This is a genomic window from Duganella sp. AC917, assembly GCF_979258245.1.
Genome location: NZ_OZ409848.1, coordinates 2467230 through 2483851, shown reverse-complemented (window position 1 = coordinate 2483851; position 16622 = coordinate 2467230). Strand labels below are relative to the sequence as shown.

The 16622-nt window shown below is 62.4% G+C and carries 12 protein-coding genes; 6 read left to right on the top strand and 6 right to left on the bottom strand.

Annotation, left to right across the window (positions count from 1 at the left end; all coding sequences use genetic code 11):
- Positions 1-103: 103 nt before the first annotated feature.
- Together ACZ0BA_RS10710 and ACZ0BA_RS10705 are read left to right on the top strand one after the other, a co-directional pair.
- Positions 104-2200, top strand: a complete 2097-nt coding sequence (locus tag ACZ0BA_RS10710; RefSeq protein ID WP_463451263.1) for a TonB-dependent siderophore receptor — start codon at positions 104-106, stop codon at positions 2198-2200.
- 21 nt (positions 2201-2221) lie between these two features.
- A complete protein-coding gene (locus ACZ0BA_RS10705) occupies positions 2222-3400 on the top strand; it encodes an acetyltransferase domain-containing protein (RefSeq protein WP_463451262.1) in 1179 nt (392 codons plus the stop codon).
- Between the two features lie 106 nt (positions 3401-3506).
- Here ACZ0BA_RS10705 and ACZ0BA_RS10700 read toward each other — a convergent pair whose 3' ends face one another.
- Positions 3507-4859: an MFS transporter gene (locus ACZ0BA_RS10700; RefSeq protein ID WP_463451261.1), complete on the bottom strand. Its 1353-nt coding sequence runs from the start codon at positions 4857-4859 to the stop codon at positions 3507-3509.
- A gap of 279 nt (positions 4860-5138) precedes the next feature.
- On the opposite strand from ACZ0BA_RS10700, the gene ACZ0BA_RS10695 reads away from it, so the two are divergent.
- Genes ACZ0BA_RS10695 through ACZ0BA_RS10685 form a run of 3 tightly spaced genes read left to right on the top strand, consistent with a single transcriptional unit; the run spans position 5139 to position 7915 of the window.
- The gene (locus ACZ0BA_RS10695; protein WP_463451260.1) at positions 5139-5642 is read left to right on the top strand and encodes a MarR family winged helix-turn-helix transcriptional regulator; all 504 of its coding nucleotides are present in this window, start codon (positions 5139-5141) and stop codon (positions 5640-5642) included.
- Positions 5639-7339: an FAD-dependent monooxygenase gene (locus tag ACZ0BA_RS10690; protein ID WP_463451259.1), complete on the top strand. Its 1701-nt coding sequence runs from the start codon at positions 5639-5641 to the stop codon at positions 7337-7339. The genes ACZ0BA_RS10695 and ACZ0BA_RS10690 overlap by 4 nt, the downstream gene beginning before the upstream one ends.
- 57 nt (positions 7340-7396) lie before the next feature.
- On the top strand, positions 7397-7915 hold the full coding sequence (locus tag ACZ0BA_RS10685) for a hypothetical protein (protein WP_463451258.1): 519 nt from the start codon (positions 7397-7399) through the stop codon (positions 7913-7915).
- A gap of 56 nt (positions 7916-7971) precedes the next feature.
- Here the strand turns inward: ACZ0BA_RS10685 and ACZ0BA_RS10680 are convergent, their stop codons facing one another.
- The 5 genes from ACZ0BA_RS10680 to ACZ0BA_RS10660 all read right to left on the bottom strand — a co-directional run bounded on the left by ACZ0BA_RS10680 (position 7972) and on the right by ACZ0BA_RS10660 (position 13828).
- Positions 7972-8409, bottom strand: coding sequence for a copper chaperone PCu(A)C (locus ACZ0BA_RS10680; protein WP_463451257.1), 438 nt, complete (start codon positions 8407-8409; stop codon positions 7972-7974).
- Positions 8406-9026, bottom strand: coding sequence for an SCO family protein (locus ACZ0BA_RS10675; protein ID WP_463451256.1), 621 nt, complete (start codon positions 9024-9026; stop codon positions 8406-8408). The genes ACZ0BA_RS10680 and ACZ0BA_RS10675 overlap by 4 nt, the downstream gene beginning before the upstream one ends.
- Before the next feature lie 82 nt (positions 9027-9108).
- Positions 9109-9468 (bottom strand): DUF2946 family protein, encoded by a 360-nt coding sequence (locus ACZ0BA_RS10670; protein ID WP_463451255.1) that lies wholly within the window; start codon positions 9466-9468, stop codon positions 9109-9111.
- A gap of 45 nt (positions 9469-9513) precedes the next feature.
- A complete protein-coding gene (locus ACZ0BA_RS10665; protein ID WP_463451254.1) occupies positions 9514-11598 on the bottom strand; it encodes a TonB-dependent receptor in 2085 nt (694 codons plus the stop codon).
- Between the two features lie 202 nt (positions 11599-11800).
- Complete coding sequence (locus tag ACZ0BA_RS10660; RefSeq protein ID WP_463451253.1) at positions 11801-13828, bottom strand: methyl-accepting chemotaxis protein; 2028 nt, start codon at positions 13826-13828, stop codon at positions 11801-11803.
- Between the two features lie 478 nt (positions 13829-14306).
- Between ACZ0BA_RS10660 and ACZ0BA_RS10655 the strand changes: the two genes are divergently transcribed.
- Positions 14307-16562: a carboxy terminal-processing peptidase gene (locus ACZ0BA_RS10655; protein WP_463451252.1), complete on the top strand. Its 2256-nt coding sequence runs from the start codon at positions 14307-14309 to the stop codon at positions 16560-16562.
- Positions 16563-16622: the final 60 nt, after the last annotated feature.

The window sequence follows — 16622 nt, the reverse complement described above, 5'->3', positions numbered from 1 at the left end:
AGCCATACCGGTCGGCACGCATCTCCAGGATTTTTAACGCAACTCGATTGCATCGGCATGTATAATGCAAGTCTATTGCGTTTGGAATTTTTTTGGAGTCTCTATGCTGATGGTGCGTCACACCCGCCTGGCGATATGCCTGGCTGCCGCTTTTCCCTTGTTTGCGTCGGCCGCGGCCGACGAACCGGAAGTCGTCGAGGTCACCGGCGTTCGCCAGCCTTATCGCAGTCTGTCGGCGACCGCCGCCACCAAGACCGAGACGGACTTGAAGGATTTGCCGCAAAGCGCGCGCGTGCTGACCGCCGACATGCTGCGCGACGCTGGTGTGAGCCGTTTCGCCGATGCGCTGGAACTGGGTAGCGGCATCTCGCGACAGAACAACTTCGGCGGCGTGTGGGACAGCTACGCGGTGCGCGGCTTCACCGGCGATCCTAACTACGGGTCCGATTTCCTGGTCAACGGCTTCAGCTCCAGCCGGGGATATAACGGCTTGCGCGACAGCGCCAACGTCAATAGCATCGAGATTTTGAAGGGGCCGGCGGCCGCCTTGTATGGACGCGGGGAGCCGGGCGGCATCGTCAACATCGCCACCAAGAAGCCCTTGTTCCAGCCGTCGTACATGTTGGAGCAATCGATCGGCAGCCATGACACTTACCGCACCGCCGCCGACCTGACCGGACCTCTGGGCGAGACCGTCGCCTACCGCCTGAACGCGGCCTACGAAAAGGGTGACAGCTTCCGCGACACGCTGTCGTCGAAGCGGCACATGCTGTCGCCGTCGTTGATCTGGCGCGTGACGGACGACACCACCGTGTCCTATGAGCTGGAGCAGTTCGAGCAGCAGGCCTACTTCGATCGCGGCGTGGTCGCGGTCAAGGGCGTTCTCGGATTGATTCCGAACTCGCGCTTCCTTGGCGAGGCGGCCGACGGACCGACCGAGGTGAAGTCGCTCGGCCACCAGGTCTTCGTGCAGCATGATTTCAGGGATGGCTGGTCGCTGCAAAGCGGCGTGGCCTATCGCAGCAGCTCGATGAAAGGCTTTTCGACCGAGGCATCGGCCCTGCAGGCGGACGGCCGCACCTTGTGGCGCCAGCGCCGCTTCCGCGATTTTTCTGCGCAGGACTGGTCCGGCCGGGTCGAGTTGCTGGGCAAGGTGAGCACCGGCGCCTTGCGGCATAACCTGCTGTTCGGTGTGGACGGCTACCGCTTTGTCGACGACCGGCTTCAGTTGCGCAAGAATCCCAACGCGGCGGCGCCTTACGCCATCGATATTTATCAGCCGGTGTACGGTGGCGCGCAGCCGACCACACTCGGACCATCGATCAACACCAGGGAGCAGCAATGGTCCACCGCGTTCTACGCGCAGGATCAGATCGACCTGACCACGCAGTGGAAGGCGCTGCTGGGCGTGCGGCGCGACGCCTACCGCCAGACCATCATCAACGCCAATCGCAACGGGTTACAGAATCATCAGACGCTCGACGCCACCAGCCCGCGTATCGGCCTGGTGTACCAGCCGAACGGTCAGATATCGCTGTACGCGTCGGCAGGCAAGTCGTTCCGTCCGAACAGCGGCATCGGCATCAACAACGAATCGTTCCCGGCCGAGACCAGCCACGCCTACGAAACCGGCATCAAGTTCGACACCGCCGACGGTAAGTTGAGCAGCACACTGGCGCTGTATTCGATCCGCAAAAAGAACGTGCTGACCCTGAATCCGTTGGACACCAACTTCTCGCTGGCCGCCGGCGAGGTGGGAAGCAAGGGCGTGGAGCTCGATGTGTCGGGGGAGCTGGCGCGCAAGCTGCAGTTGTCGTTCTCCTACGCGTACACCGACGCGAAGGTATTGCACGACAACGTGCTGGCGGTCGGCGGCGCGCTGCCCAATGTGCCGAAACAAAGCGCGAATCTGCTGCTGGTGCGCGAATTTGCCGTCGGCGGCGCGCGCGCATCGCTGGGCGGCGGTCTGACGTACGTCGGCGAGCGCAATGGCGACGTGGCGATCACCAGCACTTTCAAGCTGCCATCCTATACCACCGCAAAGCTGGTATCGTCCTACTCGCCGACCAGCAAATTGCGCTTGTCGCTGGACGTCGACAATCTGTTCGACAAGACCTACTACCCGAGCTCCTACCAGCAAACCTGGGTGGCTGCGGGCGAAGAGCGCCGCGTCACGTTGAAGGCGCAGTACAAATTCTAAAGTATGAGTTCAGCGAGTGATATGAGCGTGACTGCGACTGTAAATGGCATGACCGTGCAGCCCGCGCGCGGCACCCGCGTGGCGTCGATCGACGTGATGCGCGGCCTGGTGATGATGGTGATGCTGCTCGATCACGTGCGCGAGCGCTTCTTCCTGCGCTGGCCCGTGCCCGATCCGATGGATATCGCCACCATCGAACCGGCGCAGTTCTTCGGCCGGTTCGCGGCGCATTTTTGCGCGCCGATCTTTGTGTTCCTCACCGGCTTGTCGGCGTGGCTGTATGCGCACCCCGCCAGCGGGCCGCGTTCGGCCACCGGCTTTCTGCTCAAGCGCGGCTTGTTCCTGGTGCTGCTGGAAATCTTCGTCATCAATGTCTCATGGAGCGGCCGCTTTCCACCGCCGACCATTTATCTGCAGGTGATCTGGGCGATCGGATTGTCGATGATCGCGCTGGCGCTGCTGCATCGGCTGCCGCGCAAGGTGCTGGTGGCGCTGGGATTGATCATCGTGTTCGGACATAACCTGCTGACGCCGATTTCGTTCGCCCCGGGTAGCTGGGGTTTCGTCCCCTGGACGATCTTGCACGATCGCGGCTTCCTGGTGGCGGAAGGGGCGATGAAGATCAAGATCAGCTATCCGCTGCTGCCGTGGATCGGCGTGATTTTGCTCGGTTACGCTGCAGGTCCGTGGTACGCCAGATCGGAGCAGCCTGCGCATCGCCGCAGGATCTTGCTGATCGCCGGATGCGTGTCGATGGCGTTGCTGCTGGTGCTGCGTGGCTTGAACATCTATGGCGAGACGCTCGACTGGGTGCAGGGCGAGACGGCGGTAAGGACGGTAATGTCGTTCCTGAACGTGACCAAATATCCGCCTTCGCTGGCGTTCTTGCTGATCACGGTGGGAGGAGGGTGCCTGGTGCTGGCGTGGCTTGAAGGGCGCGACAATGGATTTTTGCGCGTGGCAGCCGTGTTTGGCGGCGTACCGATGTTCTACTATCTGCTACATTTGTTCACGCTGCTGTTGCTGCAGGAAGCCGCGCTGGCGCTGTTCGGCGCCAACTATGGCGGGCGCTATGAGTTCGACAGCTATTGGGCGGTGTGGCTGATGTCGGCCGCGTTGATACCGCTGCTGTACCGGCCGTGCAAAGTGTTCGGCCAGTTCAAGCGCCGCACCACAATGGGGTGGGTGAAGTATCTTTAGCACATGGCGGATTAGCGTAGAGTAATCCGCCATGCACGCGACGCGGCGGCCCGTCGATGGCGGATTTCGGCGTTCCGCCTAATCCGCACTACGCATTTCCTCGGGCTTACGCCGCCAGCGGCAGCTTGATCATCACCGGCTTCTTGAACTCGAAACGCTTGATCTCGCCCACCATCAGCACATAGCAAAGGATGGCGACGGCGGCGTTGGCGCCAACGAATACCAGCGCGCCGGCAAACGAACCGGTCTGCTGCAGGATGTAACCGATGACGATCGGCGTGGTGATACCCGCCGTGTTGCCGAAGGTGTTGAACAGCGCGCCGCTCAGGCCGCCTGCTTCCTTCGGCGACGTATCCGCCACCACCGCCCAGCCCAGCGCGCCGATCCCTTTGCCGAAGAACGCCAGCGACATCACGGTGATGACCAGCCAGTCGGTTTCGACGTAATTGCAGATGATCATGGACATCGCCAGTAGCAGGCCGCAGACGATCGGCGTTTTACGGGCCACCGACAGCGAGAAGCCGCGCTTGATCAGACGGTCCGAGATCACGCCGCCCAGCACGCCGCCGAGGAAGCCGGCCACCGCGGGCAGCGCGGCGACAAAGCCGGCCTTCAGAATCGTCATGTGACGCTCGGTGACCAGATAGACAGGGAACCAGGTCAGGAAGAAATAGGTCAGCGTGTTGATGCAGTACTGGCCGATGTAGACGCCCAGCAGCATGCGGTTGCCCAGCAGTTGGCGGATCGCCGAGCCGGTGTCCAGCTTGGTCGTCGCGATCGCTTTATCCTTGCTTTCCAAGTCGATCAGCGCGCCGCCCGCCTTGATGTAGGCCAGCTCGGCCGCGTTGATGCGCGGATGGTCTTTCGGTCCGTACACCATCTTGAGCCAGATGAAGGACATCAAAATCCCCAGTCCGCCCATGACGTAGAACACGCTTTCCCAGCCGTGGGTGTGGACCAGCCAGCCCATCAGTGGCCCGAACAGCACCGTGGCGAAGTATTGCGCCGAGTTGAAGATGGCGGCGGCCGTGCCGCGCTCGGCGGTCGGGAACCACGAAGAGGCCAGACGGCTGTTACCGGGGAAAGACGGCGCTTCGGCTGCGCCGACGGCCAATCGCAGGCAGAACAGCGTGGTCAGCGCGGCGGCGCCGGTCAGGAAACCCACCGTGCCCATCAGCAGGGTGAACAGCGACCACATGAAGATACTGAAGAAATAGGTGATCTTGGTGCCGAAGCGGTCGAGCAGCCAGCCGCCCGGTAATTGCGCCAGCACATAAGACCAGGCGAAAGCCGAGAACACATAGCCCATTTGCACCGGCGACAGCCCGAGCAGCTTTTTCAGCTCGGGGCCGGCGATGGCGATGGTGGCGCGGTCGGCGTAGTTGATGGTGGTGACTGCGAACAATATTGCCAGAATGAGCCAGCGAACCTTGGTCGCCTTTTCGTGTTGAGGGGCCATGCTATCTCCTTACCAGTTTTATTGCGCCAATCATAGCCCAGATATCAGACATCATACAACAGGATATCTGACTATTTTTTTACTCGGCGGCGGCGCGCGTTGAAAAACAATAAGCTCGTAAAATCAATAGGTTAAACGTTTTCCTTCATTTCTCTTACCGGCTGAGGTTGTATGACGACTGGTAGTCGTAGATGGTCGGAGCAACTTGAAGATGGCACGAATATGCAGAGCGCATCCGCGCACGATTGACAACATGCTGTCAAGATGGTTAGATGCTGCATGACGAAAAAAGACGATCCATTACTGATACGTGAGTTGGTTATCACGCTGTTTGGCACCAACGGCCGTCTGGTGGAAGCGGGTAACGCGCTCGTGCGCCCCATCGGTTTGACCACCGCCTGGTGGCAAGTGCTCGGCGCGCTGGGCTATTCGCCGGTGCCGCTGCCGGTGGCCCATATCGCACGCAACATGGGTTTGACCCGGCAGGCCGTGCAGCGCGTGGTGGAGTTATTGGCGGAGCGGGGCTTTGTCAGCCTGGAAGCCAACCCGCACCACCAACGTGCAAAGCTGGTGGTGCTGACGCCCGCCGGCAGCGCCGCGTTGCGGGCGGCCGAGGTGGCCGTGGCGCCGCTGGACCGGCTCGTCATCGACCGCATCGGGGCCGAGCGGGTCGAGATCGCTATCTCGGTATTGAATGAGCTCAGAGAGGGGCTGGCCTACGCGCTTGACGAACCGGCGACTGCCTCGCACACAACGGCATCACAACCCAAGGACCTGCCATGACTACTTTTTCGCCCGAGAACGGCTTTGACACCGACGTCATCATTATCGGCGGGGGCCCGGTTGGCCTGACCACCGCCTGCGCGCTGGCGCATCACGGCGTCGACTTTCGCATCGTCGAACAACGCCGAGAGCCCAAGCCGAATTCGCGGGCGAACAATCTGTGGGCGCGGCCGCAGGAGCTGCTGGCCAGCATCGGCATCCGCGACGCGCTGGCGGAAAAGTCGTACCGGATCACGCAGGTGAACACAATGCTCAACGGGAAAACGGTCGATCCGATCCAGATCGCCGGGGTCGCAAGTCCATATCCGCAAGTTCTCTACAGTGGCCAGGACGTCATCGAGCAAGTCCTGACCGAGCAAATCGGCATCAAGGGCGGCACGCTCGAGCGCGGGCGCAAAGTGATCGGGTTCGAGCAGGATGCGGAGGGCGTGACGGTGACGCTGGCCGAGGTGGGGGACGACGGTGAGACGACTGGAGCGCCGGCCGAGCAATTGCGCTGCCGCTATCTGATCGGCGCCGATGGCGGGGAAGGCTTTGTGCGTAACCACCTCGACTTGGCGTTTGAGCCGGAAAAACTGCCGGACTGTATGAACCGCCAGGTCGATGCCAAGCTGAGCTGGCGGCGTTCGACCGACTTCGATCATCTCTGGTTCTTCTATTACCCGCGCGGCTTTTGCGGCGTGCTGCCGGTGTGGGAAGGTTATCACCGTCTGTTCTTTTTGTCGGATGACGCCGGTTTGCCCGAGCGCGATCCAACGCTGGAAGAAATGCAAGCCGACGCCCGCGAGGTGACCCAGGACGAGACGCTGACGCTGACCGATCCGATCTGGTTGACTCACAGCCGCTTCCAACATGGCGTGGCGAAAGGATATGCGAGGGATCGCGTGCTGCTCGTGGGCGATGCCGGCCATATGACGCTGCCGGCGGGCGGACAGGGCATGAACGCGGGGCTGCACGACGCGGTCGGCGTCGCCTGGCGGCTGGCCATGATATTGGGCGGCAAGGCGCAACCGGTCGTGCTGGAGTCCTACGACGCCGAGCGCGGGGGAGAGCACCGCCGCCTTGACGCGCAACAGGAACAGGGCTTTCGCAACAGCGTCTATCGCGGCGCGGTCAAGGACGCGGCGATGGGCGTGGCGGCCAATTTCCTGCCCAACATCGGCGCGCTGATACAGGGCACCGACGATCTTCAGCAGCTCTCGGTCGCTTACCCGGACAGTCCGCTGAACGAGGACCATCTGGGCGGCCTGCGCGAACTGCTGCATCGGCGCGCGCCGCATCCCGGCGAGCGGGCGCCGGACGCCGACGTTATCGCCGCCGATGGTTCGTCGTCGAGCCTGTTCGCGCATCTGTACAACCCGGACGGGTTCAGCTGGGGCTGGACCTTGCTGGCGTTCGACGGGCAACAGTCACAGGCCTTGCCCCGCTTGCGGATCGCGCTGGCCGGCGTGTCCGGATGGGAGTTGGTACGGCCAAGGCTGGTGCTTGGCGCGGCGGTCCCGCAGCCGGGCGAGGCGACGGTGCTGTCCGATCTGGATGGCGTGGCGCATGCCGCGTATGGTGTCGAGGGCACGCCCGCATTGATCCTGGTGCGGCCGGACGGCCATATCGCCTTCCGTGGCCCGGGCGACAAACCCGACCTGCTGCGCGCCTACTGTGAAAAGGTATTTGGCGCGGCGGCGGGGCAGACCGCCTGAAAGGTCGGCATCCGGCGCTAAAATTGACGCGCACGGCGTGCCGTGCGAGGATGGCGCATGATGATTACCTCCGCCAACCTCAACGCTGTCGCAGCCATCGTGCCCTCGGGATTGCTGGTGTTGACCTGGTGGTGCGCGTTGCGCAGCGTGCGCCATACGGGCTGGGGGATCGCGATATTGACGCTGGTTGGCACGATCAGCCATGAAGCCTTGCACGCAATCGTCGGCTGGGTGTGTCGCGCCAAACCCTCGTCGTTCTCGATCGTGCCGAGAAGGCAGCGGGACTGCTGGGTGCTCGGCTCGGTCAGTTTCAGAAACCTCAACATCTGGAATTCGGCGCCCGTGGCCTTTGCGCCATTGTTGCTCGCGTGGGTTGGTTGGTTCGCCTTCAGGCACTGGACCGGTCCGGCATTCGACGCCGGGCATTATCTGAGCTGGGTGCTATCGGGCTATATCGTCGCGGTGTGCCTGTTCTCGTGCATCCCGTCGCACATCGATTTCCGGATGGGCGCGCTGTCGGGGCTGATGTACGCATGCGTCGCCGGACTGTTGTGGGCGGTGGTTCTGGTGAGTTAAGTGTGGCCGGACGATCGGGATGGCCGGCTGCGCGGCGGCCATCCCTCAAGCGACGCCTAGTGTTTCATCGGGGTGCTGTTCAGCGCCCGAACCGGCGCGTCCACCTGCACCTTGGTGCGGACTTTCTGCGCGTCTTCCACTTCCAGCGTCAGCGGCACGGTGGCGCCTTCCTTCAGCGGTTGCTTCAGTTCCAGCAGCATCAGGTGGTAGCCGCCGGGGCTGAGCTTGACCGGCTTGCCGGCCGGCAGATCCAGCGCGGTGACTTCGCGCATGCGCATCACGTCGTCGACCATTTTCATTTCATGCACTTCGACCACGCCGGCCGCCGGCGAACTGACGCCGACCAGCTTGGCGCCTTGCGTCGAGGTCAGCGTCATGAAGGCGCCGGTGGCTTTTTGCGCGGCTACGGTGGCGCGCACCCACGGTTCGCCGACGGTCACTTGGGCCAGGGCGGGAAGGGCGGCGAGCAGCAGCAGGGAGAGCAGTTTTTTCATTGGAATAGTCCTTTCAGGAAGCTTGTTGGTCGTGCGGGGGCCATCAGCTTGCGCAAGTCGTCGGCGCATTGCTGGGCGGATTGGTCATGTTTGAACGCGAGCCGGATCTTGCTGTCGGCGTCGAACACGTAGGTGATGGCGGTGTGGTCCATCGAGTACGAACTGCCGCTGGGAACCTTGCGATAGAAGATTTTGAAGTCGGCGGCGGCCTTGGCGGTTTTCGCCAGGTTGCCACGCACCGCGACGAAGGTCGGATCGAAGGCGCGCATGTATTCGTTCAGCAGCGGTCCGGTGTCGCGCTCGGGGTCGACGGTGGCGAAAACGATTTGCAGCTTGTTGCCGTCTGCGCCCAGCAGGCGTTTGATTTCGACGGCGCGCGACAGCGCCGTCGGGCACACGTCCGGACACTGCGTGAAGCCGAAGAACAGCAGCACGTATTTGCCTTTGAAGTCGCGCAGCGAGGCCGGTTTGCCGTCGGCGTAGAACAGCTGGTAGTCCGGCCCGATGGCGGCGCCGGTCACGTCGATGGCGTTGTAGGCGGGCGCCGCCATGGCGGGCGTCGCGGCCACCAGCATGCCGAGCGTCGCAAGTGTGGAGATGAAATACCTTCGTTGCATAGATATCCTGTCGATGATGAAAAGGCGTGCGCAGGCGCGGCACCCGATCTCGGGGCGGCGTTTCGTGCGCTTCAAGCGAGGGTCAGGATTGCGACGGCGGGCCGCGCGGCTTGGCACCGGACCAGGCGGCCAGCGGCGAGGGCGACAGATAGCTCAGGGATGGATAGGCGTCGTGACCGTCGAGCAGCGCGACCAGCGCCGGGATGGCTGGCGGCGGCGCGGTCGGGGTCGCGTGGGTGGCGCAAAACACGCAGTGCTGCATGCCCGCTGCGGGCATGTCCTGCGAGCGCTTGGCGGGCGTGGCGCTGCAAATGTCGAGCGTGAGCGGATCGCGCAGCAGCGTCGACATCGCTTGGCCTAGCGCCGGCGTCAACAAGTTCAGCAAGATCGCGATGCAGACGATCAGGCTGGTTCGGCGCCGGTGTGTAAAGAGGTTACCCATGTGCTAATTATAGGTGAAAACGGGCTGACGCCCAGCTACCGGCAATCACTCGATCTTTTTTACCAGCCCTACCGTGATACGCCGCGCGACGAAATGATCGAAGCCGGCCTGGCGGAACGTGCTGGTGTCGGTGGTGTAGCTGCGGCGGCTGCCATCGAAAATATCGTTGGCGTTGACGGTCAGGCTGAGCGTTTTCGACAGCGCGTACTTCCAGGTCAGGTTGCCATTGCTGGTCGCGCCGAAGCGGCCGAGCGGCGTGATGCCTGCCGACTGGCCGTGCGCGTCGAGCGACAGGGTATCCGGCCCCAGGGTGTAGGCGGCACGCAGGTTGACATAGCCGGAGATGTCGTTCTGGCGCACGATGCCGGACAGGTCCGGTGTCCGTAGCGTGACGCGGTAGGCGCCGCCATCCATGCCCAATTGCAGCTTCGCATCCGGTGTCCAGGTGATCGAGCTGGTGAGGCCGGTCGAACTGGCCTGGCCGCCGTTCTGCTTTGAGGTCACGATCACATCGTCGGCGAAACTGCGCGCATCGGTCACCGTATTGCTGCTGGTGCGATAAAACGCCTTCAGACTGCCGTTGAGTTGCTTCCCGCCCGCATCCGTGCCGACTTCCCAGGACGTCAGTTGCTGCGGTTTTAATGCCGGATTGCCACGGCTCAGGTTTTGCGCGTCGATGTAGGTGGTGAACGGGTTCAGGTCACGCGGATCGGGCGTCTGCACGCTGCGGCGGTAGCTGAGCGTCAGGTCGGCCTGCTCGCTCAGGGCATATCGCAGGTGCAGGCTGGGATTGAACGCCTGCCAGTGCCGCGTGCGCGTGCTCGCTTCGGCCGGACTCACGCGTAGCGCCATGCGTTCGGCCCGTCCGCCCAGCAGCGCTTCCCATTTTCCGTGCGTGATCTGGTCGGTCAGGTAGACGGCAGCCACGGTCGTGGTCACCGCGTAGCCGTTGGTGGTGGCGGGATCTGCAGTTTCGGCGCCGGTCGCGGGCTCGACGAACGCCTGGTAGTTCCGAATGTTGTCCGCCTTTTCCTGGATGTCCAGACCCGTGCCCAGCTTGCCGTAGTCCGATGGACGGCTCCAGTCCACGGTGGCCTGGTCGAGGCGGCGCGTCAACCGGGTGGCGCCGCGACTGTAATCCGTGGCGCTGGCCAGCGAGACGAACACGTCGCGGTAGGACTTGTCGATCAAGCCCTTCGTATCGCTGTGCTGGAGCATCGCCTTGAGCGCCGTGCCGCCATTCTGGTGGTTGTAGCTGAGGCTGGCGCTGGCGTCGGACTGCTCGTTGGGTCCGATCGAGATGCGACGGTAGATCGTCTCGTCGCCACCTGCACGGTTCTCGTTGAGCACGTCGAACAGGGGACGCGAGCGGCGCTCGGTGTATTTGGTCGACAGGCTGAACCTATCCGTATCGCTGAGCGTGTAGTCTGCGCCGAGGGCCGCGCTTTGGACCGTGCGGCGGACAAAGACTTCCGACGTCTGCCGTGTCTGCCTGATTTCGCCATTGAAGGGATTGGTCCAATCCACCGTCGACGCGCGAATTTTGTCCGTGCCGTCCTGGCGCAGCGCCAGGGTGCCGTGCACGCTGATGTCCTTGTTGGTCACGTCGCCGGACGCGCCGACATTCCACAAGCCATGGTCTGCCGTGCCGCCCTGTAGCTGTGCGTGGGCGCCGGGCGTGCGGTTGCGCTTCAATACGATATTGAGGATGGCGCCGCCATTGGCGTTGTAGGCTGCGGATGGATTGGTGATCACTTCGACGCTGGCGACATCGGCGCCGCTCATGGTTTGCAGCGCCGCCGCCCGCTCTTCGGCCGATCCGGACATCATCGCCGTCGGCTTGCCGTCGATCAGCACCGTGACCCGGGCATTTCCCTTGACAGAAATCTGGCCGTCGGCCGACACCGATACCTCGGGAGTCGATTGCAGGACATCCTGCGCGGTGCCGTTCGCCACCCTTGGCATGCCGGACGCGTCGTAGACCGTCTTGTCGAGTTTTTTGACGACCGCGTCCCTTTTTGCCGTGATCGTGACCGTTGATCCCGCTGGCGCTTGCTGCTCTTCCTGCGCGTGGGTGGAGGCGGGGAGTGCAATGAAAATGCAGAGGGCGAATCGAATTTGGCTGGACATGATCAGGTGTCGTGCGACTAATATAGCAATAATGTGACATATGTCGCATTTGGTCAAGCGCTTTACGGCTAATAAAAGAACGGGCGATACGGTGCTGATCGCTCCGGTCGCAGCCGGGTGTATCGGGCAGCCAGCGGGCGAACGCAAAAAAAGCCGCCACCGTTTTTCACGGTGGCGGCTTTTTCGCGGCGGCGCTGCGAAATTACTTCAGCGCCAGATATTCCCGCTTGTCGTAGCCCAGGGCCGGCGCGCCTTTGTGGCTGCCGAGGTTGAAGATGCGCACCACCTGTTCCAGCTCGTGCGCCTGGTCCTGCAGCGCATGGGCGGCGGCGGCCGCTTCTTCCACCAGCGCGGCGTTCTGCTGCGTGACCTGGTCCATCTGGGCGATCGCTTCGTGCACCTGGCCAATGCCGGAGCGCTGCTCTTCGCTGGCGCTGCTGATCTCGGCCATGATGTCGGTCACGCGGCGCACGCTGTCGACCACTTCCTGCATCGTGGTGCCGGCCTGTTCGACCTGGCGGCTGCCGATGTCGACCTTGCTGACGGAGTCGTCGATCAGCGCCTTGATTTCCTTGGCGGCGGTAGCCGAGCGCTGCGCCAGATTGCGCACCTCGGAGGCGACGACCGCAAAGCCGCGGCCCTGTTCGCCGGCACGTGCCGCTTCGACCGCCGCGTTCAGCGCCAGAATGTTGGTCTGGAAGGCGATGCCGTCGATGACGGAAATGATGTCGACGATCTTGCGCGACGATTGATTGATCGAGCCCATCGTGTCGACCACCTGCGCGACCACTTCGCCACCTTTGGCGGCGATGCCGGAGGCGGCCAGCGCCATCTGGTTGGCCTGGGCGGCGTTGTCGGCGTTCTGCTTGACGGCGCTGCTGAGCTGCTCCATCGACGCGGCGGTCTCTTCCAGGCTCGACGCCTGTTCCTCGGTGCGCGACGACAGGTCGAGGTTGCCGCTGGCGATTTCGCTCGAGGCGCTGGTGATCTGCTCGGCGCCGGTGCGCACCTGCCCGACCACGTTCGACAGGTTGCTGCTGATGCCGTTGAGGGCACGCAACACCAGGCCGATTTCATCCTTGTTATCGATTTCCAGATGCACGTCCAGGTCGCCCTGGGCGATGCGTGTGGCCGCTTCTTCGGCGCGGGCCAGCGGACGCGACACCACCGAGCGCACCAGCAGGAACAGCACGCCGGCGAAGATGACCAGCGCGATCAGGCCGAGCGCGGCGTAGGTGTTGCGCAGCGTGGCCGCCTCGCTGGTGATTTCTTCGGTGTAGGTGCCACCGACGATGAGCCAGTTCCAATCCTTGAAGGTCTTGAATTCGACCATTTTTTCGCGCGGCTCCTTGCCGTCGGCGTCGGGCCAGTCGTAGGTCATGCTGCCTTGCTTGGCGGTTAGCATTTCCTGGATGAACAGGCGGCCGTCGGCGCTCTTGCGCTCGAACAGGTTCTCGCCTTCGCGCGAACGGTGGATCAGCATCTTGCCCTGGTCTTTGCCCGGCGCCGCGTTGAGCACGTAGATATAGCCGGTGTCGCCGATGGTGATGGCCTTGATTTTTTCCTTGAGCATCGTCATGTTTTTCGAGATGTCGAGGCCGATGAACAGTACGCCGATGATCTTGCCTCCATCGTCCTTGATCGGGTCGTACTGGGTGATGTATTGCTTGCCGAACAGGGTGGCCAGGCCGATGTAGCTGTTGCCGGCGCGCAGCGGCGCGTAGCTCAGGTGGGCGTGGTCGAGCTGGGTGCCGACGGCGCGGTCGCCGTTTTCCTTTTTCAGCGAGGTGCTCACACGGACGAACTCTTCGCCATCGGCGGCAAAGATGGTGGCGATGACGCCGGTGTCGTTGGTGAACTTGTCCGGAATGGTGAAGTCCATATTAAGCGGTTTGCCATTGTGCAGCAGGGTCGGGGTCTGCTTGCCGGCGATCTCGACCTTGGTGGCCGCGTCGAGCGTGAACTTGCCGCTGCCGAAACCGGCGGCGAACAGGCGGGCGAAGCTGGACGCCTCATTGGTCATCGCGGTGTTGAACACCTCGACGGTATTGCTGATGCCGTTAAGGGAGTTGGCCACGTTCGACTTGGCGCGTTCCTTGAGCATGGACGAGGTGCTCATATTAATAAGGGTCAGCAGAACAGCGATGATCACGCTGATCAGCGCGAAGGTGAAAACAGTAATTTTGGTGCCGACGCCCCAGTTACGGGTATTCATAGAAAATGTGCTCATGGATCTCTTCAGAGAAAAAGTCTTGCTGTTTGGGATGCTCGTAGACGAGCGCGCTCCTGGGAGCGACTGGGTAAGGCGGCTACGAACTTCAAGCGCCTCACCAGTGGAGGCGTGCGGGCACTGCCGAATCATTGCCTGGCAGGCCGGGAATTAATGTACTAGACAGGATGATAGCATAATTTTGCTGCAAGGCAATATATTTCTGTGGAAATTGAAGAGTTTTCCTTTTTTAAAACAGTAACTTAAACCAAATGTTTGAAAGCGTAGAGGGAATAGCGGTGCTGAATCCCGGTCCAATTGCTGGACAGAAAACGATTTTCAGTTACTCTTAAGCTTGTACAGGGAAACTCTGGCTTCACGATGCCGTGACGCGGCTGCTATCCTGTAGAATAAAATCGTGCCGCGGAATCGCGCCGCACGACCGCGCGACCGAATTGCATTACCGATAAATGGATTATTACGTTCCGGAGTAAAGCCGATGAAGAAGCAAATGCTGTTGGTGGCCATAATGTCGGCCCTGTCAGTCCAGGCCGGCGCAGCCGCGCCGGAAAAAGCGGCAGATACCCCACTCAAGCCCCAGGCGGGTCAAACCCAGGCGGCCGTGTGGGCGTCCCGGGTGCTGGGCAAGTTACATTACAAGGCCGTGCCGCTTGACGACGCGATGTCCGAAAAGATCTTCGACCGCTACTTCAAGTCGCTCGACTCCGAAAAGCTGTTCTTCACGCAGGCCGACGTCGACCAGTACGCCATCGTGCGCACCCGTCTTGACGACGCCATCAACGGCGAAAACCTCAGCGTGCCGTTTGCCATCTTCAACCTGTACCAGCAGCGGCTGACCGAGCGCATCGCCTATGCACGCGAGCTGGTCAAGACCGGCAAGTTCGAATTCAACTCCGACGAGAGTTATCAGTACGACCGCGAAAAGGCCGAATGGACCAAGAGCGACGCCGAGGTCAAGGACCTGTGGCGCAAGCGCGTCAAGAACGAGTGGCTGCGTCTGAAGCTGGCCGGCAAGGATGACAAGAGCATCCGCGAAACGCTCGACAAGCGCTATGAGAACTACCTGATCCCGTCGCGCAAGCCGACCAACGAGGACGTGTTCCAGATCTTCATGAACGCCTACGCGATGTCGATCGAGCCGCACACCAACTACCTCGGCCCGCGCGCGGCCGAGAACTTCGACATCGCCATGCGCCTGTCGCTCGAGGGCATCGGCTGCGTGCTGCAAAGCCGCGACGACTACACCGTCGTGCGCGAAGTGGTGCCGGGCAGCCCGGCCGGCCTGTCGGGCAAGATCAAGGTCGGCGACAAGATCGTCGCGGTCGCCAAGGACGAGAAAACCCCGCTGACCGAGGTCATGGGCTGGCGCCTGGACGACGTCGTCGCGCTGATCCGCGGTCCCAAGGATTCCACCGTCAAGCTGGAGATCATCCCGGCCGACGTCGGCCCGGACGGCAAGCATGCCTTCGTCTCGCTGGTGCGCCAGAAGATCAGCATGGAAGAGCAGTCGGCCAAGAAAACCATCTATGAAGTCAAGGATGGCACCGCGAAACGCCGCGTCGGCGTGATCTCGCTGCCAACGTTCTACCAGGACTTCGAAGCCCGCCGTAAGAACGAAAAGGACTTCAAGTCCGCCACGCGCGACGTTGCCCGCCTGCTGGCCGAGCTGAAGAAGGACAAGGTCGACAACGTGCTGATCGACCTGCGCAACAACGGCGGCGGTTCGCTCAACGAGGCGGTCGAACTGACCGGCCTGTTCATCGACAAGGGACCGGTGGTGCAGCAGCGCACCGCCGACAACAAGGTCGAAGTGGAAAGCGACACCAACGCCGGCATGGCGTGGGACGGCCCGATGGGCGTGCTGATCAATCGCGGCTCGGCCTCGGCGTCTGAGATTTTCGCGGCGGCGATCCAGGATTACGGCCGTGGCATCATCATCGGCGAGCCGAGCTTCGGCAAGGGCACGGTGCAAACCCTGTTCGGCCTGGACCGTTTCTCGCAGAGCGAGAAGGTCAAGTACGGCGAGTTGAAGTTCACCGTGGCGCAGTTCTTCCGTATCAACGGCGGCACCACGCAGTTGCGCGGCGTCACGCCGGACATCAAGCTGCCGACCATGTCGGACGCCGATTCGTTTGGCGAATCGAGCTACGACAACGCCTTGCCGTGGACCTCGATCAAGCCGGCGGTCTACATTCCGGCCGGCGAGCTGAAGGAAATCGTGCCGATGCTGGACAAGCGTCATGACGCGCGCGTCGCCAAGGACAAGGACTTCCAGTACCTGGCCGAGGACATCGCCCTGGTCAAGAAGCAGCGCAAGGAAAACTCGATCTCGCTGAACGAAACCGTGCGCCGCAAGGAGCGCGAGCAGCAAGAGGCCCGCGCCAAGCTGCGCGAGGCGCGTCTGCTGGCCAACACTCCGGGCGCGGACGATCCGATCCTGGTGCCCGATCCGAAGGACGCGCTGAACAAGGCCATCGCGGCCAAGCCGGCCAGCGGCAAGGCGGCGCCGGTGCCGAAAGTGGCGTCGGTCAAGGGCGCGCTGCGCAGCGACGACGGTCTGCAAGGCGCCGAGCGTTCGCTGGCGGCCGAGCTGGAAGCGGAAAAGGCGGCCAAGGCGGCCAAGGATGTGCTGCTGAACGAAGCGGTGCACATTCTGTCCGACGAGGTGGGCCTGCTCAAGACCGATACGCGCATGGCATCGCGCGTGCTGCCTTACGCCGCCGACCTCAAGTAATTCGCAGCGTATTGCCGCAAGGATACATGTTATGCCTTTGGTGAATATCCACCATTATGA

What these genes read in the sequence shown, in the direction of transcription:
- ACZ0BA_RS10690 (WP_463451259.1), top strand. Translation starts at nt 5,639, where the DNA reads ATGACTACTTTTTCGCCCGAGAACGGCTTTGACACCGACGTCATCATT.
- ACZ0BA_RS10670 (WP_463451255.1), bottom strand. Translation starts at nt 9,468, where the DNA reads ATGGGTAACCTCTTTACACACCGGCGCCGAACCAGCCTGATCGTCTGC.
- ACZ0BA_RS10655 (WP_463451252.1), top strand. Translation starts at nt 14,307, where the DNA reads ATGAAGAAGCAAATGCTGTTGGTGGCCATAATGTCGGCCCTGTCAGTC.
- ACZ0BA_RS10705 (WP_463451262.1), top strand. Translation starts at nt 2,222, where the DNA reads ATGAGCGTGACTGCGACTGTAAATGGCATGACCGTGCAGCCCGCGCGC.
- ACZ0BA_RS10665 (WP_463451254.1), bottom strand. Translation starts at nt 11,598, where the DNA reads ATGTCCAGCCAAATTCGATTCGCCCTCTGCATTTTCATTGCACTCCCC.
- ACZ0BA_RS10710 (WP_463451263.1), top strand. Translation starts at nt 104, where the DNA reads ATGCTGATGGTGCGTCACACCCGCCTGGCGATATGCCTGGCTGCCGCT.
- ACZ0BA_RS10695 (WP_463451260.1), top strand. Translation starts at nt 5,139, where the DNA reads ATGACGAAAAAAGACGATCCATTACTGATACGTGAGTTGGTTATCACG.
- ACZ0BA_RS10685 (WP_463451258.1), top strand. Translation starts at nt 7,397, where the DNA reads ATGATGATTACCTCCGCCAACCTCAACGCTGTCGCAGCCATCGTGCCC.
- ACZ0BA_RS10675 (WP_463451256.1), bottom strand. Translation starts at nt 9,026, where the DNA reads ATGCAACGAAGGTATTTCATCTCCACACTTGCGACGCTCGGCATGCTG.
- ACZ0BA_RS10700 (WP_463451261.1), bottom strand. Translation starts at nt 4,859, where the DNA reads ATGGCCCCTCAACACGAAAAGGCGACCAAGGTTCGCTGGCTCATTCTG.
- ACZ0BA_RS10660 (WP_463451253.1), bottom strand. Translation starts at nt 13,828, where the DNA reads ATGAGCACATTTTCTATGAATACCCGTAACTGGGGCGTCGGCACCAAA.
- ACZ0BA_RS10680 (WP_463451257.1), bottom strand. Translation starts at nt 8,409, where the DNA reads ATGAAAAAACTGCTCTCCCTGCTGCTGCTCGCCGCCCTTCCCGCCCTG.